This window comes from Burkholderia sp. AU6039 (genome assembly GCF_002223365.1).
Taxonomy (GTDB): domain Bacteria; phylum Pseudomonadota; class Gammaproteobacteria; order Burkholderiales; family Burkholderiaceae; genus Burkholderia.
In genome coordinates this window covers 307,239-333,192 of the sequence record NZ_NKFK01000003.1, presented here as the reverse complement: position 1 = coordinate 333,192, position 25,954 = coordinate 307,239, and the positions used below count along the sequence as shown (strand labels likewise).

Below are 25,954 nucleotides of genomic sequence, written 5' to 3'. Positions count from 1 at the left end.
CCGCCGGGCGCCCAATAGAAAACGCCCGCATCGCGCGGGCGTTTTTGTATTCGGCCGGGGCCGGTGCGGCGGGCAAGCCGGTCATGCCGTCCGCAAAAACAACCGCCGCGTCAGGTCGAACGCGACCAGGTTGCCGGCCACCACCAGCAGCAGCCCGACCACCGCGAGCGGCGACCACTGGTAGCCCTCGAACACCGTCGACACGGCCAGCGCGACGATCGGGAACAGCACCGTGCAGTACGCGGCGCGCTCCGGCCCGATCCGGCCGACGAGGGTCAGATACGCGGTAAAGCCGATCACCGAGCCGGGCACGGCCAGGTAGACGAGCGCGCCGAGATAACGCGGGCTCGTGTCGAGCGTGAACGGCATCCCCGCCACCACGCTGCCGACGGTCAGGATCGCCGCGCCGATCAGCATCGCCCAGCCGTTGGTCGCGAGCGGGTGCAGACCCATCGACTGCATCCGGCTCGACAGCAGGTTGCCGATCGAGAAGCACATCGTGCCCGCGAACGCGATCGCGAGCCCCGTCCACGTCGCGTGGTCGTCGAGATGGCCGGCCATCTGCTGCCAGAACAGGCACGCGATGCCGGCCAGCCCGAGCAGCGCACCGGCAATCGCCGACGGCCGCAGCGGACGGCCCATGAACAGGCGGCCGTTGATCGAGTTCAGCAGTGGCGCGGTCGAGAAGATCACCGCGACGAGGCCGCTCGGCACGACCTGCTCCGCATAGTAGAAGCACAGGAAGTTCAGGCAGAACAGCGCGAAGCCCTGCGCGAGGAGAAAGCGCCACGCTTCGCGCGGCGGGCGCACCGGCCGGCGCATCACGCGCAGCAACGCGAACAGCACGGCGGCCGCGAGCCAGAAGCGCCATGCGATCGACACGGGCGGCGGCACGGAGCCGAGCTGCCATTTGATCGCGATCCAGGTGGTGCCCCAGATCAACACGGTGACGAAATAAAGCGACAGGTTCATGGCGGCAAACGATCCCAAAAGCAGGTGAAACGGATCCCGACTATGCCGCCGCCCGGCGCGCGCCGATTGTCCGGAATTGCGGTCTTTTTCGGGCCGCCGCACGCGGCGCCGCGCGCCCGCTTATACTCGGCCCATCATGAGCCTCTCCCTTTCCGCGCCCCCCGTCGACCACCCCGCCGCCCTGGCTGGCGGCGATCTGCCGTTCGGCCTGCAGTCGGTCTGCCGCACGCTCGCGGACGCGAACGCGACGCTCGAGCGCTTCGCGTGGCTCGGCGACCATCTGGCGATCGCCGAATGGACGCGGATCACCGACGAAAGCGAGACGGTCTACGAGCAGCCGGGCCACCACACGCTGTCGTGCTACCTCGACGGCGGTTACCGGACCGAACGCCAGCGCGTGCCGCGCTACGGCGCGCCGAGCCTGCTGTGCGCGCTGCCGGGCGACCATGAATCGCGCTGGTGGGTGCGCGGCGAGATGCACTTCATCCACCTGTATTTCCTGCCCGAACACTTCACGCAGCGTGCGATCCGCGAACTCGACCGCGAGCCGCGCGAGCTGAAGCTCGCCGACCGCACTTACTTCGAGGATGCGCGCGTCGCCGCGCTGCTGCGCTCGCTCGCGCTGGACGGCTGGGACGATGCCGACGAACGGCTGCGCGTGAACGAGACCGCGCACGAGGTGCTGAGCCTGCTGCTGCGCGGACAGAGCACGACCCGCACCGACACGTCGTTCCGCGGCGGGCTCGCACCGGCCGTGCGCCGCCGCGTGCGCGACTACATCGACACGTACCTGACGCAACCGCTGACGCTCGGCGAACTCGCCGACGTCGCCGCGCTGTCCGAGTACCACTTCTCGCGGATGTTCCGGCTGTCGTTCGGCCGCGCGCCGCACGCGTGGGTGGCCGAACAGCGCCTCGCGCGGGCGCGCGAGCTGCTGCGCACGACGGCGCTGCCGCTCGCGCAGATCGCGGCCGACTGCGGCTATGCGAACGCCGGCCACTTCAGCCATCGCTTTCGCGACGCACATGGCACGACGCCGAATACGTACCGGCGCGCGATGCAGGGCCGCTGAGCGCGGCCCCTTTTTCCCCGTTTCCCTGCTTACGCGCCGCGCCGCGACAGTTCCTGTTCGAGCGCCGCGACGCCGGCCGGCAGGTCGACCGGCACCTTCAGGTCGACCATCGTGCGGCCGAACGCATGCAGCGTGCGGAACAGGTTGTGTTCGCGGCACTGCTCGCCCATCTGCCCGATCCGTACGATCGGCAAGCCGAACGAGCCCGAAATCTCGACCTGGTACTGCTTCGAGATATGGCCGCAGACCATTCCCGGCGTGAGCCCTTCCGGCGTCTCGATCCCGACCACTGAATTGAGCCGGCAGTCCTTCGGTGCGTAGAGTTTGAGCCCCATCGACTCGACGCCCGCCTGCAGCGCGAGCGAGCAGCGCAGGTGGCGCGCGAAGCGGCTTTCGAGCGTTTCCGCGCAGACGAGCCGCAGCGCTTCGTGCAGCGCGAGCACGCCGGACACGGGCGCCGTGTAGTGATAGCCCGCGTTGTGCCAGAAGTTTTCTGCAAGCGCCATGTCGAGGCACCAGTGCGCATTCGGTTCGGGGCGCTGCTTCATGCGGTCCCATGCGGCGTCGGAGAACGCGATCAGCGACACGCCCGGGATCGACGACAGCCCCTTCTGGCCGCCGGTGATCACCGCGTCGATGCCCCACGCGTCCATCTCGAGCGGCATCGTCGACAGCGTGCACACCGCGTCGACCACGACCAGCGCGCCGGCCGCCTTCGCGAGCGCCGCAATGTCGCGCAGGTCGCGATTCCACACGGTGTTCGACGTCTCGCCCTGCACGATCGTGACGATCTCGGGCCGCTCGCGCGCGATTGCGTCCGCGATCTCGTCGAGGCTGGCGACCGCGCGGTCGGCCACTTCGAGCGTCGCGACGTCGGCGCCGACGCGCGTGGCCATCTCGGCCATCCGCGCGCTGAAGAAACCGTTGCGGATCGACAGCACGCGCGTGCCGCGCCACGCGAGGTTCGAGATCGCCATTTCCATCGCGGCCGAACCGGGGCCCGCGACGCCGAGCACCCACTTCGTGCGGGTCTGGAACACGTAGCGCGCCATCTCCTTCACCTGCTCGATGATCTTCGCCATCGTCGCGCCGAGGTGGTTGATCACGACCGTGTTCGCCTTCGCGACGGCGGCCGGGATCGGGACCGGGCCGGCCCCCATCATCAGCAGCGGTTCTTCGGGCAGGATCGCGTCGAGCGGCACGACGACGGGACAGGGAATCGGCGAGTAATCGATGGACATGGCTGGTAAAAGGTGAGGAAAGGAAGTGCACGAGCGCCCGCCGCGCTGCATGGCGAACTGATCGATCATTCCGCGTTCCGCCGCCTCGCGCAAGAGGCACGCGCGGCCGGACAGCGCGACGGTGGCCCGGTCGCCGGACCGGGCCAGCCGGCCGTGCGCGGGTCGCACGCCGGCCATCCGGATTGAAAATGGATTGCCGGCCAGGGTGTGAAACGGTTCCACTCGTGCGTCAAGCGCACGATTTTCTCCGTCAATAACATCGCGCTCCGTCGACATCGCCGCTTCAGCGCGACTTCCGTATCGATTGAAATAGACCAGAACCGTGATGAAAATCATCACCCAGAATCCGATACCCAAAACTCTCGCATGACAAAAAACATCCATTATCGTGGCATGAATTGGGGCACGCTTCCTGGCAATACCTGAAAAAATTCACACAAATAGCTAACAACCCATTGAATTAAATGAACATTATTCTCACCCAACATGCTTATCCAATATCGCGCCACCTTTGAACGGCAGGCATGCCAGACAGCACTGCGTTTAACGCGTTACTCCCGATTTCGATTTTCCGCAACCCGCCGCTTTTCTCAGGTTGACGGATATCGCGCTGTATTGAACAATCGTCTGCGGAATCGAAGAAAACGAATTTTCGATACGACGAAAAACTGAGGGCCGCGCGATGCGCTTTCGAGGTCGCGCGGCGTAAAGCCACAACCATAATCAATCAACCGGGCCAGAAATACGCAAGCCATGAACCAGATTCAGACCATGCGTGTATTCGTCTGCGTCGCCGAGCAACAGAGCTTCCGGCGCGCGGCGCACCATCTCGGCGTGTCCAATGCACTCGTCACGCGTTCGATCGCGATGCTCGAGGGCCACCTGAACACCCGGCTGATCCACCGCACCACGCGGAACCTGTCGCTCACCGAGGCCGGCGTGCGCTACCTCGAAGGGTGCCGGGCGCTGCTCGAGGAATTCGACCACCTCGAATCGTCCGTCGCGCATGCCGTGCGCGAACCGGCCGGCACGCTGCGCGTCGTCGCGTCGGGCCTGCTGTCGCCGCTTGCGCTGACGCCGCTCGTCAGCAGCTTCCGGCGCCGCTACCCCGAGTTGCGCGTGCAGCTGACCGTCGCCGAGGGGCCGCTCGACGTACTCGATTCCGGGTACGACGTCGGCATCGTCACGGGCAACCGGTTCGACGGCAACCCGACGCTGGTCGGCCACGCCCTTTCACCGAATCCGTTCGTTGCGGTAGCTGCGCCGGCCTATCTCGAGCGACGCGGCGAGCCGCGCCTGCCCGACGACCTGCCGGGCCACGACTGGGTCACGCTCGCACCGCACCAGCATGCGCCCGCGTGGCAACTGGTCGGCCACGACGGCGTCGCGCATTCCGTCACGGTGCGCCCGACCTGCACGGTCAACCAGCTCGCGCTCGTCCACGCGGCCGCCGTGGCCGGTGCGGGCATCGCGGTGCTGCCCGAGCCGTGCGTCGCCAGCGCGCTCGCCAGCGGCGCGCTCGTGCGGCTCATGGCCGGCTACCGGATCGACGATCCCGACACGCAGTTGTCGCTCGTCTATCCGAACCGCCAGTACGTGCCGGCCCGCACGCGCAGCTTCGTCGAGCACGCGCTCGATCACTTCAGCGCGCAGCCCGCCCGCGAACGCACCGATTACGGCTTCCTGCGGCCGTCGCGCGGGCCCGACCGCTCCGACATCGTCACGGGGCTGCAGTAAACTGCGCGCGTCAGCCTTCGGAGGTGCAGCGTGCGCGTGATCCTGTTCAGCAGCCGGCAGTACGACGACGATTCGTTTGCTGCCGCCAACCGGCGGTTCGGCTATCGGCTGCACTTCCAGCCGTCACACCTCGACGCGGAAACCGCGATCCTCGCGCATGGCTATGACGTCGTCTGCCCGTTCGTCAACGACACCGTCGACGCGGCCGTCCTCGAACGGCTGGCGGACGGCGGCACGCGCCTGATCGCGCTGCGCTCGGCGGGCTTCAACCACGTCGACCTGGCCGCCGCCGAGCGGCTCGGCATCACGGTCGTGCGCGTGCCCGCCTATTCACCGCACGCGGTTGCCGAGCACGCGGTCGCGCTGATCCTCGCCCTCAACCGCCGCCTGCCGCGCGCCGTCGCGCGCACCCGCGAGGGCGACTTCTCGCTGAACGGCCTGCTTGGCTTCGACCTGCACGGCAAGACCGTCGGCGTGATCGGCACCGGCATCATCGGCAGCGTGTTCGCGAAGATCATGATGGGCTTCGGAATGCATGTGCTCGCGCACTCGGTGCCGCCGTACAACGACGAGCTGATCGCGTTCGGCGCACGCTATGTCGCGCTCGACGAATTGCTGCACCACGCCGACATCGTCAGCCTGCACTGCCCGCTGCTGCCGTCGACGCACCATCTGATCAACGAACGGACGCTCGCGCGGATGAAGCACGGCGCGATGCTGATCAACACCGGGCGCGGCGGCCTCGTCGATGCGCAGGCGCTGGTCGACGCGCTCAAGAGCGGCCAGCTCGGCCATCTCGGGCTCGACGTGTACGAAGAGGAAAGCGGGCTCTTCTTCGAGGATCACTCCGACCTGCCGCTGCAGGACGACGTGCTCGCGCGGCTGCTGACGTTCCCGAACGTGATCGTCACGTCGCACCAGGCATTCTTCACGCGCGAGGCGCTCGCCGAGATCGCGCACACCACGTTGTTGAACATCGAGGCGTGGCATGCCGGCACGCCGCAGAACGTCGTGACCGCGAATCGCTGAGAAATCGACGAAACCGGCTCATTTCATGGCTGCAAGCGATACCGCAATCGTTTGCTTTTGATCGCCGCTGAAAACACGACCTTTTGCATCAACAATTTCGCGCTTTGTTGCAAATGATGTAACGCGGCGCGTGTGCCGTCTGCTATCGTTGCGCCGACGTTATCCCGCCCCCTCCCGTCCATGCGTTTCGACGATTCCGACATCGCCGCCGTCTACCGCGCCATTTTCGAACGGCGCGACATGCGCCACTTCACGCCGGCGCCCGTCGATTCCGCCGTGCTCGCGCGCCTGCTGCGCGCGGCGCATCACGCACCGAGCGTCGGCTTCATGCAGCCGTGGCGCTTCATCCGCATCACCGATCCGGCGCTGCGCACCGCGATCCATGCGCTGGTCGAGGCCGAGCGCCGTGCGACCGCCGACGCGCTCGGCGAGCGCCAGGACGAATTCATGCGGCTGAAGGTCGAAGGCGTGCGCGAATGCGGCGAGCTGCTGGTCGTCGCGCTCGCCGACGGCCGCGAGCGCCACGTGTTCGGGCGTCGCACGCTGCCGGAGATGGATCTCGCGTCCGCGGCCTGCGCGATCCAGAACATGTGGCTCGCGGCCCGCGCCGAAGGGCTCGGGATGGGCTGGGTATCGCTGTTCGACGTCAATGCGCTGCGCGCGCTGCTGCGGATGCCCGACGGCGCGAAGCCGATCGCGGTGCTGTGTGTCGGGCACGTCGACGCGTTCTATGCGAAGCCGATGCTCGAGCAGGAACGTTGGGCCGCGCGGATGCCGATCGAGGCGTGCCTGTTCGAAAACGGCTGGGACGATCCGGCCGCGATCGAGGCCGCAGGATCGCCTTCGTCGCCCGCCGACGTGGCGGACGCGGCCACGGAAACCAGGGCCGGCTCGGCAAGCGCTTCGACCACGAGCGTCGGCGGGTCCCCCGAACGCATCGCCTGACGAGCCCCCCCCCCCGCCGTCATCGTTCCGGCCCCCGCAATTTCACCGCCGCAAAGCCCGCCGAATCCCACACTGTGAGCGCCACGCGGGCAATCCCGTCGCACGCCGGCAACAACCGTTTTGGCCCCGAGCATAGGGGTTTTCACTGAAGTAGAATCGCGGCTGTCGTTCGCCTTACCGCCCGCCCGTCCCGCGCATCCTGCGCCCGCCCGAGCGGCGGCTTTTCCCGAGCCCACCGCGATGCCCTTACCTCTTTTCGCCCTCGCCGTCGCCGCATTTGGAATCGGTACCACCGAGTTCGTGATCATGGGGCTGCTGCCCAATGTCGCGCGCGATCTTGGCGTGTCGATCCCGGCTGCCGGCATGCTCGTGTCGGGCTATGCGCTCGGCGTGACGATCGGTGCGCCGATCCTCGCGATCGTCACCGCGAAGATGCCGCGCAAGCGCGCGCTGATGGGCCTGATAGGGCTGTTCATCGCGGGCAACCTGTTCTGCGCGATCGCCCCGGGCTATGCGGTGCTGATGGCCGCGCGCGTCGTCACCGCGTTCTGCCACGGCGCGTTCTTCGGAATCGGCTCGGTGGTCGCGAGCAACCTCGTCGCGCCGAACCGTCGCGCGCAGGCGATTGCACTGATGTTCACCGGCTTGACCCTCGCGAACGTGCTCGGCGTGCCGCTCGGTACCGCACTCGGCCAGGCATACGGCTGGCGCGCGACGTTCTGGGCCGTCACCGGCATCGGCATCGCCGCGGCCGCCGCGCTCGCCGTCTGCCTGCCGAAGCATCTCGCGATGCCCGACACCAGCATCACGCGCGAATTCAGCGTGCTGAAACATCCGCAGGTGCTGATGGTGCTCGGCATCAGCGTGCTCGCCTCGGCCAGCCTGTTCAGCGTGTTCACGTACATCACGCCGATCCTCGAGGACGTGACGGGCTTCTCGCCGCGCCAGGTCACCTACGTGCTGCTGTTGTTCGGCCTCGGGCTGACGGTCGGCGGCACGCTCGGCGGCAAGCTCGCCGACTGGCGCCGGATGCCGTCGCTGATCGCGACGCTCGCGCTGATCGGCGTGGTCCTCGCGCTGTTCGCGGGCACGATGCACCTGCCGTTCGCCGCGCTCGCGACGATCTTCGTGTGGGGCATCCTCGCGTTCGCGATCGTGCCGCCGCTGCAGATCCTGATCGTCGACCGCGCCAGCGACGCGCCGAACCTCGCGTCGACGCTGAACCAGGGTGCGTTCAACCTCGGCAACGCGACGGGCGCTTGGCTCGGCGGGATGGCGATCGGCTCCGGCGTGTCGCTCGTGAACCTGCCGTGGGTCGGCGTCGCGATGGCCGTCGCGGCGCTCGCGCTCACGCTGTGGTCGGCGTCGCTCGAACGTCGACCGGTGGCCGTGCCGACCGAGTACGTGTGACGCAACCCTGTTGAAATCGTTGCGAGCACAACTCCACTCAAAGCTGATGGCCTTCATGGACCTTTCAAGGTCCGCGGTGTAGCATCCCCGCCGATGAAAGCCATTCTTAATCGCGATTTCCTCGCACTCATTCTGAGCGTCGCGGTCGTCGGTCTCGGCACCGGCGCCACGCTGCCGCTCACCGCACTCGCACTGACCGAAGCCGGACACGGCACCAACGTCGTCGGCATGCTGACGGCCGCGCAGGCCCTCGGCGGCCTCGCGATCGTCCCGTTCGTCACCGCGCTCGCGCGGCACATCGGCTCGCGCCGCGCGATCGTCGTGTCCGTCGTGCTGCTCGCGGCAGCCACCGCGCTGATGCAGTTCACGTCGAACCTGATCCTGTGGGGCGCGCTGCGCGTGCTGTGCGGCGCCGCGCTGATGCTGCTGTTCACGATCGGCGAGGCGTGGGTCAACCAGCTCGCCGACGATTCGACGCGCGGCCGCGTCGTCGCTATCTACGCGACCAATTTCACGCTGTTCCAGATGGCGGGCCCCGTGCTCGTGAGCCAGATCGCCGGGGCGACGAGCATCCGCTTCGCGCTGTGCGGCGCGCTGTTCCTGCTCGCGCTGCCGACGCTCGCGACGATCCGGCGCGCGCCGCTCGCCGGCGACGACGCGCATCACGAAGCACACGGCCGCTGGCTCGACATCCTGCCGCGCATGCCCGCGCTGATCATCGGCACCGGCTTCTTCGCGCTGTTCGATACGCTCGCGCTGTCGCTGCTGCCCCTCTACGCGATGGATCACGGCGTCGCGAGCGCCACCGCCGTGCTGCTCGCGTCGATCATGCTGTTCGGCGATACCGCGATGCAGTTCCCGATCGGCTGGCTCGCGGACAAGCTCGGCCGCGAACGCGTGCACCTCGGCGCAGGCTGGATCGTGCTCGCCGGCCTGCCGCTGCTGCCGTTCGTGATCGCCAATCCGTGGCTGTGCTGGCCGTTGCTGTTCGTGCTCGGCGCGGCGGCCGGCAGCATCTACACGCTGTCGCTCGTCGCGTGCGGCGAACGCTTCCGCGGTGCGGCGCTCGTCACCGCGAGCTCGCTCGTGTCGGCGTCGTGGAGCGCCGCGAGCTTCGGCGGCCCGCTGGTCGCCGGCGCGTTGATGGAACAACTGGGCAGCCACGCGCTGGTCGGCGTGCTGGTCGTCTGTGTCGCGGCGTTCGTCGCGGCCGCGATGTGGGAGCGCCGCGTCGCGCCGCAACGCGCGGTCTGACACCGGGGCGCGAGCATACCGCCGCGCGCCGCCCAAGCGACGACGGCACGAACACGCGCCGCCCGTCCACCGATACACCGGTCACACTGCGAAAACGACGACGGCCCGCGCAATGCGGGCCGTCATGCTCACGTGTGCGCCACGTTGCGCGTTACGCCTTCAACGCCGGCAGGATCTTGCCGACGCACGCGCCAAAGCCGACCCGATAACCGTCACCCTGGCACCATCCGGCGAGCGTGAGCTCGTCGCCGTCCTCGATGAACGCGCGGCTGCCGCCACCGTTCAGCGCGATCGGCTCCTTGCCGTTCCACGTCAGTTCGAGCAGGCTGCCGAACGAATCCTTCGTCGGCCCGCTGATCGTGCCCGAACCCATCAGGTCGCCCACGCGCGTGTTGCAGCCAGCAACCGTGTGATGCGCGAGTTGCTGCGCCATCGTCCAGTACATGTGCTTGAAGTTCGTGCGGCTGATCGACGTGGCTTCGGCCGCCCCTTCCGCGCGCAGCGTCACTTCGAGCGCGATGTCGAACGCATGCTTGCCCGCATGCTGCAGATACGCGAGCGGCTGCGGCGACTGCTCCGGCTGCGCGACGCGGAACGGTTCGAGCGCGTCGAGCGTGACGATCCACGGCGAGATGGTCGTCGCGAAGCCCTTCGAATTGAACGGCCCGAGCGGCACGTATTCCCACTGCTGGATGTCGCGCGCGCTCCAGTCGTTCAGCAGCACCATGCCGAAAATATGCGCTTCCGCGTCCTCGCACGCGATCGGCTCGCCGAGCGCATTGCCCTTCCCGACGATGAAACCCGTCTCCAGTTCGATGTCGAGCTTGCGGCAGGCACCGAACACCGGGCGCTCCTGGTCGGGCAGCTTCAGTTGCCCGCTCGGGCGCCGCACCGGCGTGCCGCTCACGACCACCGACGACGCGCGGCCGTTGTAGCCGATCGGCATCTCCGACCAGTTCGGCAGCAGCGCATTCTTCGGATCACGGAACATCGAGCCGACGTTGGTCGCGTGCTCCTTCGACGAATAGAAATCGGTATAGCCGGGAATCTCGACCGGCAGATGCAGCGTCGCGTCGCGCTGCGCGACGAGCACCTGTGCGCGCAGCGCCGTATCGTCACGCAGCCGCGCGTTGTCGCGCGAGAACAGATCGGACAGCTGCACGCGCACGCTGCGCCATGCGTCGCGGCCGAGCGCGATGAATGCATTGAGCGTCGGCGCGGCGAACACGTCGGCGCCGGCCGGCAGCGTCACGAGGCCCGCACGCGCGAGCGCAGCGAGATCGACGATCTGGTCGCCGAGCGCCACGCCCGCACGGCGCGACGCTTGCTTCGCATCGCTGAAGATCCCGAACGGCAGGTTCTGGATCGGGAAATCGCAGGCGGGATCGTTCGCCGTCTCGACCCAGCTCTTGCGGGCCGGGTCGAGCGTCGCGCGCCAGTCTTGGGTATCGCTCATCGTTGCTCCGGATTGAAATGTTTCTTGATGCCTTGCCAGCATTCGAAGTAGTCGGCCTGCAGCTGCGCGGTGTCGAGCGCGTAGCGCGTCGGCCGGATCAGCGTGCGGGTTTCGAACATGAACGCCATCGTCGCGTCGACCTTGTGCGGCTTCGTCGTGTCGCTCGCGGACGCCTTCTCGAACGTGTCCGCGTCGGGCCCGTGGCCCGACATGCAGTTGTGCAGGCTCGCGCCGCCCGGCACGAAGCCTTCGGCCTTCGCGTCGTACGCGCCGTGCACGAGCCCCATGAATTCGCTCGCGACGTTGCGGTGGAACCAGGGCGGGCGGAACGTATCCTCGGCCGCGAGCCAGCGCGGCGGGAAGATCACGAAGTCGATCGTGTCGACGCCCGGCGTGTCGCTCTGCGACTGCAGCACCAGGAAGATCGACGGATCGGGATGGTCGTAGCTGATCGAGCCGATCGTATTGAATAGGCGCAGGTCGTATTTGTACGGCGCGTAGTTGCCGTGCCACGCGACGACGTCGAGCGGCGAATGGCCGATGTCCGCGCGCCACAGCCGGCCGTTCAGCTTCGCGATCAGTTCGAACGCCCCTTCGCGGTCCTCGTATGCGGCTTGCGGCGTCAGGAAGTCGCGCGGGTTCGCGAGACCGTTCGAGCCGATCGGGCCGAGATCCGGCAGGCGCAGTTGCGCGCCGAAGTTCTCGCAGATATAGCCGCGCGCGTCGCCGTCCGGCAGCGTGACGGCAAAACGCACGCCGCGCGGGATCACCGCGATCTCGAACGGCTCGACGTCGACCCGGCCGAATTCGGTCGCGATGAACAGCCGCCCCTGCTGCGGCACGATCAGCAATTCGCCGTCCGCGCTGTAGAAGAAGCGGTCCTGCATCGAGCGGTTCGCCGCGTACAGGTGGATCGCGCAGCCGTTCATCGCGGCGGCCGAACCATTGCCGGCCATCGTCACGAGCCCGTCGACGAAATCGGTCGGCTCGACCGGCATCGGCAGCGGATCCCAGCGCAGCTGGTTCGGCGGTGTCGGCGGCACGTCGGCCGAATCAGCGAATTCCGACACGAGCCGCTGCGGGCCCGCATACGGCTCGAACGGCCGGTGCACGGCCGCCGGGCGGATACGGTACAGCCACGAGCGGCGGTTGTGGCCGCGCGGCGCGGTGAACGCCGTGCCCGACAGCTGCTCCGCGTACAGCCCGTACGGCGCGCGCTGCGGCGAGTTACGGCCGTGCGGCAGCGCACCGGGCAATGCCTCGGTCGCGAATTCGTTCGCGAAACCGCTCTGGTAGCCGGCGGTTGCCGGCCTCGACAGGTCAAGCGTCATCGTTTCCTTTCTCCCTCAATTCATCGCGGCGTTCGGCGCCTGCGCGCCGCTTCGCCGCGTTACGCCGGCAAGCCCGAGGACGAACAGCGCCGAGCACAGCACCGGCACCGCGGCCGCGTGGAACAGCGCACCGTTCGACCAGTTGAGCGCAATCAGTTGTCCGCCGACGAGCGGCCCGAGCACCGAGCCGATCCGGCCGATGCCGAGACTCCAGCCGATGCCCGTCGAGCGCAGCGACGTCGGGTAATACTGGCCCGCGAGCGCGTTCACGGCCGGTTGCCCGCCGACCACGCAGAACCCGCCCGCGAACACCACCACCAGCAGCCACGGCAGCGCATGCGCGACCGAGCCGATCAGCCCCACCGACACGGCCGCGCACGCGAAGCAGGCGAACAGCACGCGCACGAAGCCGTAGCGTTCGATGAACCAGCCGAGCGACAGCGTGCCGATCACGCCGCCCGTCTGCAGCACCGTGCCGACGATCACCGCCGTGCCCGGCGAATAGCCCGCGTCGCGCATCACGGTCGGCAGCCAGTTCGACAGGAAGTACAGATCGATCAGGTTCATGAAGCTGATCGCCCACAGCAGCAGCGTGACCGGCAGGCGGCCGTGGCTGAACAGCTCGGCGACCGGTGCGCCGGTTGCGGCGCGCTCGCGCACGACGATCCGCGTGTTCGCATCGATGCCGGCCTGCGGCGCGAAATGCGCGAGCCACGCGCGTGCCTGCGCGACGCGCCCTTTCAGCACCAGGAACTGCAGCGACTCGGGCAGCCGCGCGACCATCGCGATCGTCAGCACGAGCGGCACCGCGCCGCCGACGAAGAACACCGACCGCCAGCCGAGCGCCGGAATCAGCGCGGCGCTGATGAAGCCGCCGAGCGCCGCGCCGAGCGTGAAGCCGCACGACACGATCATCATCCGCTTCACGCGATGCGCGGCCGGGCTGAACTCGCCGACCAGCGCCATCGCGTTCGGCATGATGCAGCCGAGGCCGAGGCCCGTGACGAAGCGCAGCGCCATCAGCACCGGGATCGAACCCGCGAACGGCGTCGCGAGCATCGTCACCGCGAAGAACAGCGTCGAGCCGATCAGCACCGGGCGCCGCCCGATCCGGTCGGCCAGCACCGACAGCCCGAGCGCGCCGAGCAGCATCCCGAACAGGCTCGCGCTGAACACGGGCCCCAGCGCCTGCTTCGGCACGCCCCATTCGGCGATCACGCTCGGTGCGACGTAGCCCATCGCCTGCGCATCGAACCCGTCGATCACGAGGCACAGCCCGCACAACACGAGCAGCATCCAGTGGAAGCCCGGGCGATGGGTCTCGTCGATCACGCGCTCGACTTCGAGCACGCGCGCGTCGGCCGGCGCCGCGCTCATTGCGTCACCTCAGCGGCCGGATGCACGGGCGGCGTCACGCCCTGGCGCGCGAGCGCCATCGCTTCGCGCAGCACGTCGGCGTCGCCGATCTGGTTCGCGAGCAGCAGGATCAGCTTCGCGTTGACGAGCTGGCTGTCGGCGTCGGACAGGTCGCGATGCATGTCGATCAGCGCTTCGTAGAACGCGTCCGGATCAGCCAGGCGCGGGCGGGTGTCGAGTGGGGGCATGACGGAGTCTCCGGTGTCTTTATCGTTTTCAACGTGCGCAGGTCGCGCGCGCCAGTGCGTCGGCCAGCGCCTGACGGTCGAGCGTGCGCGTGCGCGCACACACGTGCTGGTCGGGACGCAGCAGGTAGAACGTGCCGGGCTTCGCGTCGTAGCGTTGCGCGGCGAAGCCGTCGACATCCTCCACGACGACGACACCCGCGACCGCTTGCGCGTGCCCGGCCGGCACGACGAGCACGGGCCGCACCGGCAGCGCGAGGCCGTCGAGCGCCTGCGCGAGCGCGGCCGCATCGCCCGGCAACCCGAACAGCATGCCGGTGAAGCCGCTGCCCAGATGCTGCAGCAGCCAGCTCGACGCGCCCTGCGCACGCACCGGCGCGTCGGCCGCCGCCGCGCCCGGACGCATCGCGCCCGCGAAGGCGTCGCCGTCGCGGTCGGGTGTGTTCAGCGGCGAATCGGCGAGCACCGCCGGCACCGACAGGCGGCCGCTGTTCACGAGCTTGCGCGCGAATTCGCAGTCGCGCGCAAGCTTCAGCGTCGCATCGCGGAACACGCGCGACACCGGGCTTTTCGGCGTGATGAAGTCGGTCGAGCGCGTCGAGTTGCGGATGTTCTCGTCGGCCGCGAACTCGCGCTCGCTCGCATACGTGTCGAGCAGGCTGTCGGCCGAGCGGCCGTCGAGCACGAGCTTCAGCTTCCACGCGAGGTTGTCGGCATCCTGCACGCCGCTGTTCGCGCCGCGCGCGCCGAACGGCGACACGCCGTGCGCGGAATCGCCCGCGAACAGCACGCGGCCGTGCCGGAACGTGTCCATCCGCTGGCAGCGGAACGTATAGACGCTCACCCATTCGAGCTCGAACTCGACGTCCGGCCCGAGCAGCGCACGCACGCGCGGGATCACGCGCTCCGGCTGCTTCTCGGCGACGGGGTCGGCATCCCAGCCGAGCTGGAAGTCGATGCGCCATACGTTGTCGGGCTGGCGATGCAGCAGCACCGACTGATTCGGGTGAAACGGCGGGTCGAACCAGAACCAGCGCTCGGTCGGAAACTCCGCCTTCATCTTCACGTCGGCGATCAGGAAACGGTCCTTGAACGTGCGGCCGTGGCTTTCGAGGCCCATCATCGTGCGCATCGGGCTGCGCGAGCCGTCGGCCGCGATCACGTACTGCGCGCGCAGCGTCGTGACGCCCTCCGGCGTTTCGATCGTCAGCACCGCGTGTTCGGCCGACTGGTCGATGCCCGTGACCTTGTGCTTCCAGCGGATGTCGATATTCGGCAGCTCGAACGCGCGGTCGGCCAGGTAGCCTTCGACGTAGTACTGCTGCAGGTTGATGAACGCGGGGCGCGCATGCCCTTCCTCGGGCAGCAGGTCGAACGCGTACAGCTGCTCGTCCTGCAGGAACACCTTGCCGACGTGCCAGCTCACGCCCTTGTCGACGAAGCGCTCGCCGCAGCCGAGCCGGTCGAAGATCTCGAGCGTGCGCTTCGCGAAGCAGATTGCGCGCGAGCCGGTCGACAGCGTGTCGTCGTCGTCGAGCAGCACGACGCTCACGCCCTGCTGCGCGAGGTCGATCGCGGCCGCGAGGCCCACCGGGCCCGCGCCGACGACGATCACCGGGTGAACGGTCGTGTCCTGCGCACGCGGGCGGTAGTCGAACTTCAGCGTCTGGTAATCGATGCTCATGGTCGCCATCCGCTCCTCACCCCTGCCGGGCGCGGGCCGGCACGCCCGTCATCCCGCCCGTCGCCTGCCGGCGCGCCGCGCCGCTCTCCCGCGTGCCATTCCTGTCAACCGCCACGTCTCGCTCCTTGCTTCCTGTTGATTCGTGAACGGCGCCGTCTCGCGGCGCCCGCATGCCGCATTTCTTGATCGGCGACAAATCCTGGATTTACGAATAGTAAAACCAATTACGAATAGTGAAATCAACGTAAACCCTAGCCGAAACGTCGACGACGGGATAACCATATGAACGAAACGCCGAGCCGAGCTTGGCCGGCGCTGCTAATATCAAGCTACGAGGCGGCCCGTTCGGCCGCCGTTTTTCCTTCTTACGCCGATGATTCCGCCCACCATTCCCGAGCTGGTCGCCCGTGCCGGGCAACTGCCGTATCTGCGGGATCACCTCGCGCTCGCCGATGGCGGCACCGCAAGCGCGAACCTGCCCGAGCGCACGCTCGGCAGCGCCTACGAACCGATCTACGACGTGACGATGCCGGGCGCACCGCAATCGACGTCGTTCGCCGACGCGATCGAGCGCTACGGCGACGAGCTCGGCTTCCAGGCCGTCACGGTCGTCACGGGCGCGCCGCACGATCCGGTCGACTCGGCCGTCGACGACCAGACGCTCGTCGCGATCGACCGCCTGTCGCGCGCGCTGCATGCCATCAATTTCTTTGGCGCGCAGCGCCATGGGCTGCTGTTCCTGCGCGTGCACGAACGGCTGCTGAAGAGCGTGAAGTACGACCACGGCAAGCATTTCTCGTCGGTGCTGCAGCGCTTCGGGCTGCCGGCCGAGCGGATCGTGATCGAGCTGCCGGCGGTCGCGGTCGCGCACAAGACCTTCCTCGGCTACCTGACGCGCAGCTATCAGCATCACGGCTTCAAGGTCGCCGACAAGCTGCCGGACCCGGGCCGCATCCTCGCGGTCGAATCGGAGATGGCGCGCCCGGACTACATCAAGATGGATGCGGGCATCGCATTGCGCGACGGAATGGTCAAGGCGCTCGTCGCCTATGCGCAGCGCGTGCGGATTCCGCTGATCTTCGACGGCGTCGTCGACGAAACGCAGTGCGAGCTGCTGCGCCAGTACGACGTCCGGTTCATGCAGGGGCCCGTGTTTGCGAAGGTCGTGACGGCCTGAGCCTCGGTGGATGAGGGGGTTCGCACACGCGGGGCGTCGCGTGCCGACAGTGGAATGCAGGTGATGTAACGGGGGGATCGGGCCGCCTGGCTCGCCCCGTCGTCCGAGGTCCGGCCGGCGGTTGCCGGCCTCGTGGAAAGACGAGCTTCGTGGGAGCGCGCGCCTCGTTTCCGGCACGGTCGATGCCGGCGGTGACCTACCGCTTACGCCCTTCCACCGTCATCGTACTTGGGCAGATCGTCGTCGATCTCGATGCCCGGGAAGCGATCCCCATACCAGACATGCCAGGCCGGACGTAGCCGCGACGGCTCGTCGAGCGTCGCGTAATTGATCTCGACCGTCCTGGGTGCATCACTGAGCCGGTATTCGAGCTGCGCGCCGCAACGGCCGCAGAAGCGCCGCTCGCCCCACGCGCTCGACGCATACACCGTCGGCTCACCTTGCAGGTATTCGAACGCGTCGATCGGCACCGATGCCGACGCGACGACCGCCGCGCCGGTCGTACGCTGACAGAGCCGGCAGTGGCAAAAACCGGCGTCGGCCGGAACATGGGTGATCCGGTACCGGATCGCGCCACATGCGCATCCGCCTTCCATCGATTCTGCGTGAGACATGGCAAGCCTCTTCGTCGGTGAGCTGGCGAACGATCATGCGCGCGGTTCGTTCGTGGCACAACCGGCGGCGGTGTCGTGCCCGGGCGCTGCCGACCGTACCGGCGACGGCACCCCACCGCGCGCGCCCGTCGCTCAGGCCGTCTGCCCGAGCCGCTGCGCGAGCGCCTTCAACTTCGGCCCGACCTGCGTACGGAACACGTCCTCGTCCATCGACGATGCAGGGCCGCTGCAGCTCAGGATCAGCCAGCGCCCCTCGCGCGGTTCGCGAAACGGGACGGCCGCCGCGTTGACGTCCATGTGCCACGCCCTGAACGAATAGCAGCAGCCCCCCGCCGAGAACTCGGCCACCGCCTGCTGCGCGGCGGCGACGAGCGCATCGGCGTCGGCCGCGCCACCGGCCGCACGATGCAGCTCCGCATAAAGCGCGCGGCGCACGTCTTCCGGCTGCACGGCCAGGTACGCGCGCCCCATCGAGCTCGTCAGCATCGACAGCCGCGAGCCGGGCGCGAGCCCGAGCGTCAGCGCGGTCTCGCTGCGGATCGTCTCCAGGTAGATCATGTCGAGCCCGTCGCGGCAGCCGAGCGACACGGCCGCACCGATGTCGCGCGCGAGCGCCTGCATGTGCGGCCGCGCGAGGTCGATCGTGCCCGAGCCCGACAGCAGTGCGTAGCCGAGCGACAGCACGCCGGCGTCGAGCGCATACTTTCCGAGCGTCTCGTCGTAACGCAGGTAGCCGAGCACGGTCAGCGTGTAGGCGAGCCTGTTCACCGTCGCCTTCGGCAGCCCCGTGCGCTCCGCGAAGTCGCGGTTGCCGAGCATCGTCTCCCCGGGCCGGAATGCGCGCAGCAGGTCGAGACCGCGCGCGAGCGCGACGACGAACTTGCGTTCGTCGATCGTGGTTTCGTCGATGGTTGAAAGTGTCATCTGGTGCTACACTGGGTTCGATTTGCAAAACATTGTTCCGCACAGCGGAACTTCCGTCAAGCAAACTCTCAGGTAACAAACCCGGCTGAATCAGGGACCGACCGTAAAGCATGGGGTCCGGGGAAGCGCTGATGTGCCAACTCGGGTCGACCGCGAAGCATGGGACCCGAGTAAGCGCTGATGTGCCAACTCGGGTCGACCGCGAAGCATGGGACCCGAGTAAGCGCTGATGTGCCAACTCGGGTCGACCGCGAAGCATGGGACCCGAGTAAGCGCTGAAGCGCTAACTCGGGTCGACAGGAGATGAGACGATGAGTGCTGCAACTTTTCATTGGGACGATCCGCTGCTGCTCGACCAGCAACTGACCGAAGAAGAGCGGATGGTGCGTGATGCCGCGCAGGCGTACGCGCAGGACAAGCTCGCACCGCGCGTCACCGAAGCGTTCCGCCACGAACGCACCGACGCCGAAATCTTCCGCGAGATGGGCGAAGTCGGCCTGCTCGGCCCGACGATTCCCGAGGAATACGGCGGCCCCGGCCTCAACTACGTGAGCTACGGCCTGATCGCCCGCGAAGTCGAGCGCGTCGACTCGGGCTACCGGTCGATGATGTCCGTGCAGTCGTCGCTCGTGATGGTCCCGATCTACGAATTCGGCTCCGACGCGCAGAAGCAGAAGTACCTGCCGAAACTCGCCACCGGCGAATGGATCGGCTGCTTCGGGCTGACCGAGCCGAACCACGGCTCCGATCCGGGCAGCATGGTCACCCGCGCGAAAAAGGTGCCCGGCGGCTACTCGCTGTCCGGCGCGAAGATGTGGATCACGAACTCGCCGATCGCCGACGTGTTCGTCGTGTGGGCGAAGCTCGAAGAGAACGGCAAGGACGCGATCCGCGGCTTCATCGTCGAGAAAGGCTGGAAGGGCCTGTCGGCGCCCGCGATCCACGGCAAGGTCGGGCTGCGCGCGTCGATCACCGGCGAGATCGTCCTCGACGAGGTGTTCGTGCCGGAAGAGAACCTGATGCCGAACGTGAGCGGCCTGCGCGGCCCGTTCACGTGCCTGAACTCGGCGCGCTACGGGATCGCATGGGGCGCGCTCGGCGCGGCCGAGTCCTGCTGGCACACCGCGCGCCAGTACGTGCTCGACCGCCAGCAGTTCGGCCGGCCGCTCGCGGCGAACCAGCTGATCCAGAAGAAGCTCGCCGACATGCAGACCGAAATCACCCTCGGCCTGCAAGGCGTGCTGCGCCTCGGCCGGATGAAGGACGAAGGCACGGCGGCCGTCGAGATCACGTCGATCATGAAGCGCAACTCGTGCGGCAAGGCGCTCGACATCGCACGACTCGCGCGCGACATGCTCGGCGGCAACGGTATCTCCGACGAATTCGGCGTCGCGCGCCACCTCGTGAACCTCGAAGTGGTCAACACGTACGAAGGCACGCACGACATCCACGCACTGATCCTCGGCCGCGCGCAGACGGGCATCCAGGCATTCTTCTGATCGTCCGGATGCAGCAAGCGCGGCAAGCACGCCGCTCCGTGCTCGCGCAAAAGACACGGCCCGCCCGGCAGTCATGCCGGGCGGGCCGTTTTTCATCGGATCCGCGCACCGGGCCGCCGGCCCGGTATCACGTTCCTCTGCAGCCGATGCTTACTTGTTCGGCTGCGGCGTGAGGCGCAGATACGGACGCACCGCGTTGAAGCCCTTCGGGAAGCGTTTCTTCAGCTCTTCCGGATCCTGCAGCGACGGGACGATCACGACGTCGTCGCCATCCTTCCAGTTGCCGGGCGTCGCGACCTTGTAGTTGTCGGTCAGCTGCAGCGAGTCGATCACGCGCAGCACTTCGTCGAAGTTGCGCCCCGTGCTGGCCGGATACGTGATGGTGAGCCGCACCTTCTTGTTCGGGTCGATCACGAACAGCGAACGCACCGTCAGCGTTTCGTTCGCGTTCGGGTGGATCATGTCGTACAGCTGCGAAACCTTGCGGTCCGCATCGGCGATGATCGGGAAGCCGACGACCGTCGACTGCGTGTCGTTGATGTCGTTGATCCAGCCCTTGTGCGACTCGACACCGTCGACCGACAGCGCGATCACTTTTACATTGCGTTTCTCGAATTCGCCCTTCAGCTTCGAGGTCAGCCCGAGTTCGGTCGTGCACACCGGCGTGTAGTCGGCCGGATGGGAGAACAGGACGCCCCAGCTGTTGCCGAGCCATTCGTGAAACTTGATCGGGCCCAGGCTCGATTCCTGCTCGAAATCCGGTGCGATGTCGCCAAGACGCAGACTCATGATGTTCCCTCCTCGAACGATGCTGGTTGAAACCGCGCCCGGATCGGCGCGGGAAAGTCTGTCAGCTTACGGGAAGCAATGGGGCATGCGAACGATTATTCCGTTTGATATTCATACTTTTTTGTCATTTTTGCCTGGTGTCGGGGCGGGACAACCGGCCGAAAGGGAAACTTTTCAACCCTTTTGTCGCTCTGTTCATGATTGCGAGTCGTTTACCATGCAGTCTTGCACCGCCACCGTGTGTCTTCCCGGCTCGCCAGCAGGCAGGCGTTTCGCTAGGATATGAACCTGCAGCATGACAGCACGAAGGGAGTTGCAATGTCGGAAATCAACAAGGAGAAACTGATGTCGGATATCAAAACCGTTCTCTCGGACGCCGAAGACCTGCTCAAGCAAGCTGCGAGCAGCACGGGCGACCGTGCGGCCGAGCTGCGCGAGAAAGCCATGTCGCGCCTCAAGCAGGCCAAGGAAAAGGCGGCCGACGTCCAGGTCGTGGTGGTCGAGAAAGGCAAGAAGGCCGCACGCGCGACCGACGACTACGTGCACGAGCATCCGTGGACGTCGATCGGCGTTGCCGCCGGCGTGGGCGTGCTGATCGGCCTGCTGATCAACCGCAAGTAACGCGCTCTGCGCCGTTTCGTCCCGCTGGCCGCGTCGCGCGGCCAACGGGCGTCGAAGCCAGCCGGCGGTTTCCGCCGGCCGGCTTTGTCCTAGCTGCACACTGCACGCGCACGCACCTCACCCATGACGACAGACACCACCTCGCAGCCGTCCGGCCAAGGACCGCTGCGCCGCCTCGTCGGCTCCGCGATCGGCCTTCTGCAAACGCGCCTCGAACTGGTGGGCATCGAGCTTGCCGAGGAGAAGGAGCGCCTGATGGGCGTGCTGTTCCTCGGGCTCGCCGCGATGATGCTCGCCACGATGGCGCTCATCAGCCTGACCGTGCTCATCGCGATCGCGTTCTGGGATACCTACCGCTGGCAGTCGCTCGCGGCGATCACCGCGCTGTATGCCGCGGGCGGGATCGCCTGCGCACTGAAGGCCCGCTCGGGCCTGCGCGACGCGCCGACCGTATTCGAGGCAACGCTCGCCGAACTCGAGAAAGACCGCGAACTGTTCCGCGGCAAGCCGTGAACGCAGTCGCGCTCACCCCTCCCACCTACTTCGCCGACGCGCCATGAGCCAGAACGTCACGGGCAATTCACCCCGCTCCCATTCGTCGCGATCGACCTGGAGCGCGTCGCAACATCGCGCGCTCCGCAAGGAACTGCTGATCCTGCGATCCGAAGTCGAGCGGCTCGAACTCGCGGAAGCCGCCGGCGACATGCGCCGCGCGGTGACGCGCTTCAGCTGGCTCAAGGTGTTCATCCCCGGCCTGTCCAGCAGCAAGTTCAGCCAGTCCGCCAAGAACCTGAACGCGAACCTCGGACAGCTCGTCAACCAGTATCCGATGCTGAGTTCGCTCGCATCGCTCGTGCTCGCCAAACCCGTTCGCTCGCTGCTGCGCGCGAGCGCGGGCCCCGCGCTGAAGTGGGGCACCCTCGGTTTCGCGGCATGGGAGGTCTACCGGATCTGGAAGCAGTCCCGCGACGAGCGTGGACTCGACACGCACGACGACTGACCGTCGTCGGCATCCCGCGCGCACGGCCAAGCGCCGTGGCGCGCCTTCCCGCCGCATTCAACGCACGCCCCAGCACGCCGCGACCGGTCCGTCGGCGCCGTCACTTCGCACATTGCCTTTCGTCCCGTCCGAACGCAGCGTGAATGCACCGCACGCGTCGTCGTGCATCGGGCCCGTGTCGAGCGGGAGGGCCTCCAGGTCATAACCCACCGGCGAATCGTCGCGATCCGGCCGCCTGAGCGCCAGTCGATAGACCGCGCGCCCGTCCGGCGGCGCTTGTGTGAGCGCCATCGGCAATGCCGAAGGCGGCACACCATCCAGTGTTTCAAGATATTGGGCCGCACGGTACAACGCGGCGACCGCCGACGCGCGATGAACGCGCACGACATGCTCGCGATACGACGGGATGCCCCATCCGGCCAGCACCGCAACGATCGCGAGCACGATCATCAGTTCGATCAGCGTGAATCCCGCCGAGCGGTACACGGACGCGCGACCGTTCATCGAAGCACCGTCGCGACGCGACGCCAGTGCAGGGCGACGATGTGCCCATCAAGGATCGCGACCTGGTGCTGCAGCCAGACTGCGCTCGATGCATGTGCACCGACGCCACGCGCGGTGACGACGTATGCGCGGCCGCCGGCCGGCCCCGCCCCGCGCCACGCTTCGATCAGGCATCGCGGCGGTTGAACGGCCATCGGCCATCCGGCGAACGGCGCGAACGCTTCAGCGGCCACCAGCGCCGGCATGCGCCGCCACGCGTCGGGCTCCGCGTGCGACTCGCCTTCACTCACGTACGGCGCCGCGCCCCGGCGCAATCGCGCGGTGCACGCTGCCAGCGCGGCGTCGGCCGCGTGGAATGCGACCAGCCGATCGGATAATGCGCGCGTGCGGCGCGACTCCGTCAGTGCGGCTTCGAACCACGTGCCGGTCAGCGCCGCCACCGCTGCGCCAACCGCGATCACCGCAGGCAATGCGAGGCCCGCGTCGCGACGCCAATCGCGGCTGGCTGACCGCAAGCGCATGTGCGGCGCTTGCCGGCTCGCTGTTTGGACTTTCGCACCTGCAGCCTGCCGCGGACCGTCACGGCGTGTTTCGATTCGCTCATGCATGTTGCGTGTCGCAACGCACCGCGACCTCTTGCGCGCATACTGCCTCGCTCCGTTCATCGCGGCACCTCGCGTTCATCCGTGGCATCACGCGACGTATCGTCGAATGTGCGCGCGGCATTGCGCAACGCGACGATGCGATCGAGCGTCAGACGCACGCGGCCGTCTTGCGCAACGACAATGCGGCCGTCGCAGTCGACGTGCCGCACCGGCTCGCCCGTCGGTTCGCCGCGCGCCCGCACGCAGACATGCACGGCCACGACATCGTGCCAGTCGTCGCCGCGCAATGCATCGGCCTCGACGAACTGAGTGGCGCCGCGGCGAAGATAGCGCACCCGCAACTGATCGATTCCCGACACGACCGGCTGCGGCGTGCCCGGACGGCCGCTTCCTTCGCAATACAGTTCAGGTTCGCCCGTCGACGGACTGGTGTGCACATCGATGCGGTTCTCCACCGGCGCACGTTCGCCGGACACGCCGACACCCTGCCCGAGGCAATCCGACACCTGGCCGCTAACGGTGAGCCACGTCGACACGGCATCGCCGACATACCGGATCAGCAAAGCGTCCGACGCACCGCGCACCGGCTCGCACCGTACCTGCGCGCCCTCTCCCCTCACGCGCGCCATCGAACAGCCGAACACGGGTGGCAACGACGAGACGCCTTCCAAATCGAGCGGCCTAAATCCGGCCATCTGGATCTGCTGGCCGATCAGCATCAGTGCGGTGCCGGCCGCATCGCGCATCCGGAACCCGTCGTCCGCGCGCCGCTGTGCGACGCGCTGCGCGTGGTACAGCGCACCGGCCGCCGCGAGCACGAGCAGACCGACGGTCATCGCAATCAACACTTCAAGCAACGTGTGCGCACGCATGCGGCGATCAGCGTTCATCGGCTTCAGCCTCCCGATACGGAATCCGGACGCACGACGGCGGCTGCGCCGAGCTTCCCGCCGCTTCGCATCGCGGCCCGGCGGCCGCATTGCCGCCGCGCCAGCCGACAACCGTGTAGCGAACGCCATCCGGCCCGTCACCGCGCGTCATCGTGCCGCCAGGCAGCGACGCCGTGGCCCGCGCCGCGAGGTCATCACCGACCTCCGCAGCGACGTTCAAGCGCTCGATACGCGCATCGGCCAGCCACAGCGCGCGCTCACGCCAGATCGTCGCGCGCTGCGCATGCGCCATCGCAAGCTGACTGCCCGCTACAGCCAGCATGACGGTCGCGAGCAGCGCGATGGCCAGCATCGCTTCGATCAGCGACGTGCCGCGCATGGCGTTGCGCATGACGCTCACGCCGCGTCGCAACGGCCGGCGACAACCCGCGCCCGGCCGCCTGCCGCGATCCGCACGCAACGCGACGCATGCGCGTCGTCCGTCCCCGGCACGTCGCGTCGCGGACGCAATTCGAAGCGCCGGATGCCACCGATTGCCTGTCCGACCGGCGGTGCGAACGCGAGATCGTGCGCGGCACCCGCGACGGCCACTTCAGCATCGCGCGGATAGCGCCGCAGCACGCGCGACTGCCCGTCGACCTGCCCGCTGACGATCCAGTCGCACGACCATTCAGCCGGATCACACCGTTCACCCGCACGCAGACAGGTGCCGGCGCTACCCGCCCGGCACAGCGTGACGCGCACGCCGAGACGCGTCGCCTCGGTACGTGCAAACGACAGCGCACCGAGCAGCGCGCGCGAGCGTGCATCCACGCGTTCGCGCATGCGCCACTGGTCGAACGCGGGCGCAGCATAAAGCGCGAGCCCGGCCGCCAGCGAGATGGCGACCATCAGTTCGACGAGCGTGAATCCGCCCGCGCGTCGCAATACATTTTTCAGGGGTTGAGCGTGCAGTCCCATCGCAGTCGTCCGTCGCCAAGGTGATGCGACGACTGTAGCGACACGTGCGGACATGCACCATTTGCCGAATGGCTGACTGGCGGCATGCGATCGCGACCGACACAATCGGCGCGAACTGACCCAACGGAGAAGACGATGAACGAACGCAGCGCGTCAGCGCTTACGCGGAGTCTTGGCGGGAGAGGCGCGACGGAACTCTTCGATCACGTCGGCAAATTCGGAAACGTCCTCGAACCGGCGATACACCGATGCGAAGCGGACATAAGCGATCGTATCGAGCCCGCGCAACTCGTTCATCACGAGTTCGCCGAGTTTCTCGCTACGCACTTCGCGCTCGCCTGTCGCGAGCAGTTGATATTCGATGCGGGCGACCGCCGCGTCGATCGCGTCGGCAGCGACCGGCCGCTTGCGCAGCGCGAGTTGCATGCTGGCGACGAGCTTGCGACGGTCGAATTCCGTGCGGCTGCCGTCCTTCTTCACGACGAACGGCAGGGACAGCTCGACCCGCTCGTACGTCGTGAAGCGCTTGTCGCAAGCCGAGCAGCGACGGCGCCGCCGGATCGCGGCGCCATCTTCGGACACGCGGGAATCCACGACCTGCGTGTCGTCATGCCGGCAGAACGGGCAGCGCATCGTCGA

The 25,954-nt window shown here is 67.6% G+C and carries 27 protein-coding genes; 11 read left to right on the top strand and 16 right to left on the bottom strand.

Annotation, left to right across the window (positions count from 1 at the left end):
- Positions 1-81: 81 nt before the first annotated feature.
- Positions 82-972: a DMT family transporter gene (locus tag CFB39_RS04095; protein ID WP_089472236.1), complete on the bottom strand. Its 891-nt coding sequence runs from the start codon at positions 970-972 to the stop codon at positions 82-84.
- Between the two features lie 136 nt (positions 973-1,108).
- Between CFB39_RS04095 and CFB39_RS04090 the strand changes: the two genes are divergently transcribed.
- On the top strand, positions 1,109-2,044 hold the full coding sequence (locus tag CFB39_RS04090) for a helix-turn-helix domain-containing protein (protein WP_069247267.1): 936 nt from the start codon (positions 1,109-1,111) through the stop codon (positions 2,042-2,044).
- Between the two features lie 29 nt (positions 2,045-2,073).
- Here the strand turns inward: CFB39_RS04090 and CFB39_RS04085 are convergent, their stop codons facing one another.
- The gene (locus CFB39_RS04085; protein WP_089424620.1) at positions 2,074-3,285 is read right to left on the bottom strand and encodes an alanine--glyoxylate aminotransferase family protein; all 1,212 of its coding nucleotides are present in this window, start codon (positions 3,283-3,285) and stop codon (positions 2,074-2,076) included.
- A gap of 753 nt (positions 3,286-4,038) precedes the next feature.
- On the opposite strand from CFB39_RS04085, the gene CFB39_RS04080 reads away from it, so the two are divergent.
- The 5 genes from CFB39_RS04080 (at position 4,039) to CFB39_RS04060 (ending at position 9,660) form a co-directional block, all read left to right on the top strand.
- On the top strand, positions 4,039-5,022 hold the full coding sequence (locus CFB39_RS04080; protein WP_089472235.1) for a LysR family transcriptional regulator: 984 nt from the start codon (positions 4,039-4,041) through the stop codon (positions 5,020-5,022).
- A 30-nt stretch (positions 5,023-5,052) separates the two neighbouring features.
- The gene (locus CFB39_RS04075; protein WP_089430677.1) at positions 5,053-6,051 is read left to right on the top strand and encodes a 2-hydroxyacid dehydrogenase; all 999 of its coding nucleotides are present in this window, start codon (positions 5,053-5,055) and stop codon (positions 6,049-6,051) included.
- Between the two features lie 180 nt (positions 6,052-6,231).
- A complete protein-coding gene (gene bluB / locus CFB39_RS04070) occupies positions 6,232-6,996 on the top strand; it encodes a 5,6-dimethylbenzimidazole synthase (protein WP_089472234.1) in 765 nt (254 codons plus the stop codon).
- Positions 6,997-7,236: 240 nt separating this feature from the next.
- Positions 7,237-8,406 carry an MFS transporter gene (locus CFB39_RS04065; protein WP_089439331.1) on the top strand — a complete coding sequence of 390 codons (1,170 nt, stop codon included), beginning with the start codon at positions 7,237-7,239 and terminating at the stop codon, positions 8,404-8,406.
- Between the two features lie 93 nt (positions 8,407-8,499).
- A complete protein-coding gene (locus tag CFB39_RS04060; protein WP_089472233.1) occupies positions 8,500-9,660 on the top strand; it encodes an MFS transporter in 1,161 nt (386 codons plus the stop codon).
- Between the two features lie 151 nt (positions 9,661-9,811).
- Here the strand turns inward: CFB39_RS04060 and fahA are convergent, their stop codons facing one another.
- Genes fahA through CFB39_RS04035 form a run of 5 tightly spaced genes read right to left on the bottom strand, consistent with a single transcriptional unit; the run spans position 9,812 to position 15,741 of the window.
- The gene (fahA, locus tag CFB39_RS04055; protein ID WP_089472232.1) at positions 9,812-11,116 is read right to left on the bottom strand and encodes a fumarylacetoacetase; all 1,305 of its coding nucleotides are present in this window, start codon (positions 11,114-11,116) and stop codon (positions 9,812-9,814) included.
- Positions 11,113-12,447, bottom strand: a complete 1,335-nt coding sequence (gene hmgA, locus CFB39_RS04050; protein ID WP_089472231.1) for a homogentisate 1,2-dioxygenase — start codon at positions 12,445-12,447, stop codon at positions 11,113-11,115. The genes fahA and hmgA overlap by 4 nt, the downstream gene beginning before the upstream one ends.
- Positions 12,448-12,462: 15 nt before the next feature.
- Positions 12,463-13,824, bottom strand: coding sequence for an MFS transporter (locus CFB39_RS04045; protein WP_089472230.1), 1,362 nt, complete (start codon positions 13,822-13,824; stop codon positions 12,463-12,465).
- Complete coding sequence (locus CFB39_RS04040) at positions 13,821-14,051, bottom strand: DUF2783 domain-containing protein (protein WP_069247256.1); 231 nt, start codon at positions 14,049-14,051, stop codon at positions 13,821-13,823. Before CFB39_RS04040 ends, CFB39_RS04045 begins: the two co-directional genes overlap by 4 nt.
- 28 nt (positions 14,052-14,079) lie before the next feature.
- Positions 14,080-15,741, bottom strand: coding sequence for an FAD-dependent oxidoreductase (locus CFB39_RS04035; RefSeq protein WP_089472229.1), 1,662 nt, complete (start codon positions 15,739-15,741; stop codon positions 14,080-14,082).
- Positions 15,742-16,105: 364 nt separating this feature from the next.
- Between CFB39_RS04035 and CFB39_RS04025 the strand changes: the two genes are divergently transcribed.
- Entirely contained in the window at positions 16,106-16,909 is an 804-nt protein-coding gene (locus CFB39_RS04025) for an EAL domain-containing protein (RefSeq protein ID WP_089424610.1), read from the top strand.
- Positions 16,910-17,112: 203 nt separating this feature from the next.
- Here CFB39_RS04025 and CFB39_RS04020 read toward each other — a convergent pair whose 3' ends face one another.
- Both CFB39_RS04020 and CFB39_RS04015 read right to left on the bottom strand, forming a co-directional pair.
- Positions 17,113-17,523 (bottom strand): GFA family protein, encoded by a 411-nt coding sequence (locus tag CFB39_RS04020; protein WP_089430670.1) that lies wholly within the window; start codon positions 17,521-17,523, stop codon positions 17,113-17,115.
- Between the two features lie 132 nt (positions 17,524-17,655).
- Complete coding sequence (locus CFB39_RS04015; protein ID WP_047850652.1) at positions 17,656-18,447, bottom strand: IclR family transcriptional regulator; 792 nt, start codon at positions 18,445-18,447, stop codon at positions 17,656-17,658.
- Between the two features lie 311 nt (positions 18,448-18,758).
- Here CFB39_RS04015 and CFB39_RS04010 point away from each other — a divergent pair, with 311 nt between their 5' ends.
- Entirely contained in the window at positions 18,759-19,946 is a 1,188-nt protein-coding gene (locus CFB39_RS04010) for an acyl-CoA dehydrogenase (protein ID WP_089472228.1), read from the top strand.
- A 150-nt stretch (positions 19,947-20,096) separates the two neighbouring features.
- Here CFB39_RS04010 and CFB39_RS04005 read toward each other — a convergent pair whose 3' ends face one another.
- Positions 20,097-20,735 carry a peroxiredoxin gene (locus CFB39_RS04005; RefSeq protein ID WP_069247250.1) on the bottom strand — a complete coding sequence of 213 codons (639 nt, stop codon included), beginning with the start codon at positions 20,733-20,735 and terminating at the stop codon, positions 20,097-20,099.
- 318 nt (positions 20,736-21,053) lie between these two features.
- On the opposite strand from CFB39_RS04005, the gene CFB39_RS04000 reads away from it, so the two are divergent.
- From CFB39_RS04000 to CFB39_RS03990, 3 genes are all read left to right on the top strand, one after another.
- The gene (locus tag CFB39_RS04000; protein WP_006494044.1) at positions 21,054-21,356 is read left to right on the top strand and encodes a YqjD family protein; all 303 of its coding nucleotides are present in this window, start codon (positions 21,054-21,056) and stop codon (positions 21,354-21,356) included.
- A 123-nt stretch (positions 21,357-21,479) separates the two neighbouring features.
- Positions 21,480-21,869, top strand: coding sequence for a phage holin family protein (locus tag CFB39_RS03995; RefSeq protein ID WP_011351086.1), 390 nt, complete (start codon positions 21,480-21,482; stop codon positions 21,867-21,869).
- Between the two features lie 43 nt (positions 21,870-21,912).
- The gene (locus tag CFB39_RS03990; protein ID WP_089472227.1) at positions 21,913-22,356 is read left to right on the top strand and encodes a DUF3318 domain-containing protein; all 444 of its coding nucleotides are present in this window, start codon (positions 21,913-21,915) and stop codon (positions 22,354-22,356) included.
- Between the two features lie 57 nt (positions 22,357-22,413).
- On the opposite strand, the gene CFB39_RS03985 is transcribed toward CFB39_RS03990, so the two are convergent.
- The 6 genes from CFB39_RS03985 to nrdR form a co-directional block, all read right to left on the bottom strand.
- Positions 22,414-22,860: a type IV pilin protein gene (locus CFB39_RS03985; RefSeq protein ID WP_089472226.1), complete on the bottom strand. Its 447-nt coding sequence runs from the start codon at positions 22,858-22,860 to the stop codon at positions 22,414-22,416.
- Positions 22,857-23,381 (bottom strand): hypothetical protein, encoded by a 525-nt coding sequence (locus CFB39_RS03980; protein WP_179257642.1) that lies wholly within the window; start codon positions 23,379-23,381, stop codon positions 22,857-22,859. The genes CFB39_RS03985 and CFB39_RS03980 overlap by 4 nt, the downstream gene beginning before the upstream one ends.
- Before the next feature lie 140 nt (positions 23,382-23,521).
- Positions 23,522-24,355 carry a PilW family protein gene (locus CFB39_RS03975; protein WP_089472225.1) on the bottom strand — a complete coding sequence of 278 codons (834 nt, stop codon included), beginning with the start codon at positions 24,353-24,355 and terminating at the stop codon, positions 23,522-23,524.
- Positions 24,345-24,746: a hypothetical protein gene (locus CFB39_RS03970; protein ID WP_089473216.1), complete on the bottom strand. Its 402-nt coding sequence runs from the start codon at positions 24,744-24,746 to the stop codon at positions 24,345-24,347. The genes CFB39_RS03975 and CFB39_RS03970 overlap by 11 nt, the downstream gene beginning before the upstream one ends.
- Positions 24,747-24,751: 5 nt before the next feature.
- The gene (locus CFB39_RS03965) at positions 24,752-25,315 is read right to left on the bottom strand and encodes a GspH/FimT family pseudopilin (RefSeq protein WP_089472224.1); all 564 of its coding nucleotides are present in this window, start codon (positions 25,313-25,315) and stop codon (positions 24,752-24,754) included.
- Between the two features lie 153 nt (positions 25,316-25,468).
- On the bottom strand, positions 25,469-25,948 hold the full coding sequence (nrdR, locus tag CFB39_RS03960; RefSeq protein WP_089424602.1) for a transcriptional regulator NrdR: 480 nt from the start codon (positions 25,946-25,948) through the stop codon (positions 25,469-25,471).
- Positions 25,949-25,954: the final 6 nt, after the last annotated feature.

Excerpts from the sequence above, each read along its gene's own strand:
- CFB39_RS04095 (WP_089472236.1), bottom strand. The coding sequence starts at position 972 with ATGAACCTGTCGCTTTATTTCGTCACCGTGTTGATCTGGGGCACCACC.
- CFB39_RS04090 (WP_069247267.1), top strand. The coding sequence starts at position 1,109 with ATGAGCCTCTCCCTTTCCGCGCCCCCCGTCGACCACCCCGCCGCCCTG.
- CFB39_RS04085 (WP_089424620.1), bottom strand. The coding sequence starts at position 3,285 with ATGTCCATCGATTACTCGCCGATTCCCTGTCCCGTCGTCGTGCCGCTC.
- CFB39_RS04080 (WP_089472235.1), top strand. The coding sequence starts at position 4,039 with ATGAACCAGATTCAGACCATGCGTGTATTCGTCTGCGTCGCCGAGCAA.
- bluB (WP_089472234.1), top strand. The coding sequence starts at position 6,232 with ATGCGTTTCGACGATTCCGACATCGCCGCCGTCTACCGCGCCATTTTC.
- CFB39_RS04065 (WP_089439331.1), top strand. The coding sequence starts at position 7,237 with ATGCCCTTACCTCTTTTCGCCCTCGCCGTCGCCGCATTTGGAATCGGT.
- CFB39_RS04060 (WP_089472233.1), top strand. The coding sequence starts at position 8,500 with ATGAAAGCCATTCTTAATCGCGATTTCCTCGCACTCATTCTGAGCGTC.
- fahA (WP_089472232.1), bottom strand. The coding sequence starts at position 11,116 with ATGAGCGATACCCAAGACTGGCGCGCGACGCTCGACCCGGCCCGCAAG.
- hmgA (WP_089472231.1), bottom strand. The coding sequence starts at position 12,447 with ATGACGCTTGACCTGTCGAGGCCGGCAACCGCCGGCTACCAGAGCGGT.
- CFB39_RS04045 (WP_089472230.1), bottom strand. The coding sequence starts at position 13,824 with ATGAGCGCGGCGCCGGCCGACGCGCGCGTGCTCGAAGTCGAGCGCGTG.
- CFB39_RS04040 (WP_069247256.1), bottom strand. The coding sequence starts at position 14,051 with ATGCCCCCACTCGACACCCGCCCGCGCCTGGCTGATCCGGACGCGTTC.
- CFB39_RS04035 (WP_089472229.1), bottom strand. The coding sequence starts at position 15,741 with ATGGCGACCATGAGCATCGATTACCAGACGCTGAAGTTCGACTACCGC.
- CFB39_RS04025 (WP_089424610.1), top strand. The coding sequence starts at position 16,106 with ATGATTCCGCCCACCATTCCCGAGCTGGTCGCCCGTGCCGGGCAACTG.
- CFB39_RS04020 (WP_089430670.1), bottom strand. The coding sequence starts at position 17,523 with ATGTCTCACGCAGAATCGATGGAAGGCGGATGCGCATGTGGCGCGATC.
- CFB39_RS04015 (WP_047850652.1), bottom strand. The coding sequence starts at position 18,447 with ATGACACTTTCAACCATCGACGAAACCACGATCGACGAACGCAAGTTC.
- CFB39_RS04010 (WP_089472228.1), top strand. The coding sequence starts at position 18,759 with ATGAGTGCTGCAACTTTTCATTGGGACGATCCGCTGCTGCTCGACCAG.
- CFB39_RS04005 (WP_069247250.1), bottom strand. The coding sequence starts at position 20,735 with ATGAGTCTGCGTCTTGGCGACATCGCACCGGATTTCGAGCAGGAATCG.
- CFB39_RS04000 (WP_006494044.1), top strand. The coding sequence starts at position 21,054 with ATGTCGGAAATCAACAAGGAGAAACTGATGTCGGATATCAAAACCGTT.
- CFB39_RS03995 (WP_011351086.1), top strand. The coding sequence starts at position 21,480 with ATGACGACAGACACCACCTCGCAGCCGTCCGGCCAAGGACCGCTGCGC.
- CFB39_RS03990 (WP_089472227.1), top strand. The coding sequence starts at position 21,913 with ATGAGCCAGAACGTCACGGGCAATTCACCCCGCTCCCATTCGTCGCGA.
- CFB39_RS03985 (WP_089472226.1), bottom strand. The coding sequence starts at position 22,860 with ATGAACGGTCGCGCGTCCGTGTACCGCTCGGCGGGATTCACGCTGATC.
- CFB39_RS03980 (WP_179257642.1), bottom strand. The coding sequence starts at position 23,381 with ATGCGCTTGCGGTCAGCCAGCCGCGATTGGCGTCGCGACGCGGGCCTC.
- CFB39_RS03975 (WP_089472225.1), bottom strand. The coding sequence starts at position 24,355 with ATGAACGCTGATCGCCGCATGCGTGCGCACACGTTGCTTGAAGTGTTG.
- CFB39_RS03970 (WP_089473216.1), bottom strand. The coding sequence starts at position 24,746 with ATGCGCAACGCCATGCGCGGCACGTCGCTGATCGAAGCGATGCTGGCC.
- CFB39_RS03965 (WP_089472224.1), bottom strand. The coding sequence starts at position 25,315 with ATGGGACTGCACGCTCAACCCCTGAAAAATGTATTGCGACGCGCGGGC.
- nrdR (WP_089424602.1), bottom strand. The coding sequence starts at position 25,948 with ATGCGCTGCCCGTTCTGCCGGCATGACGACACGCAGGTCGTGGATTCC.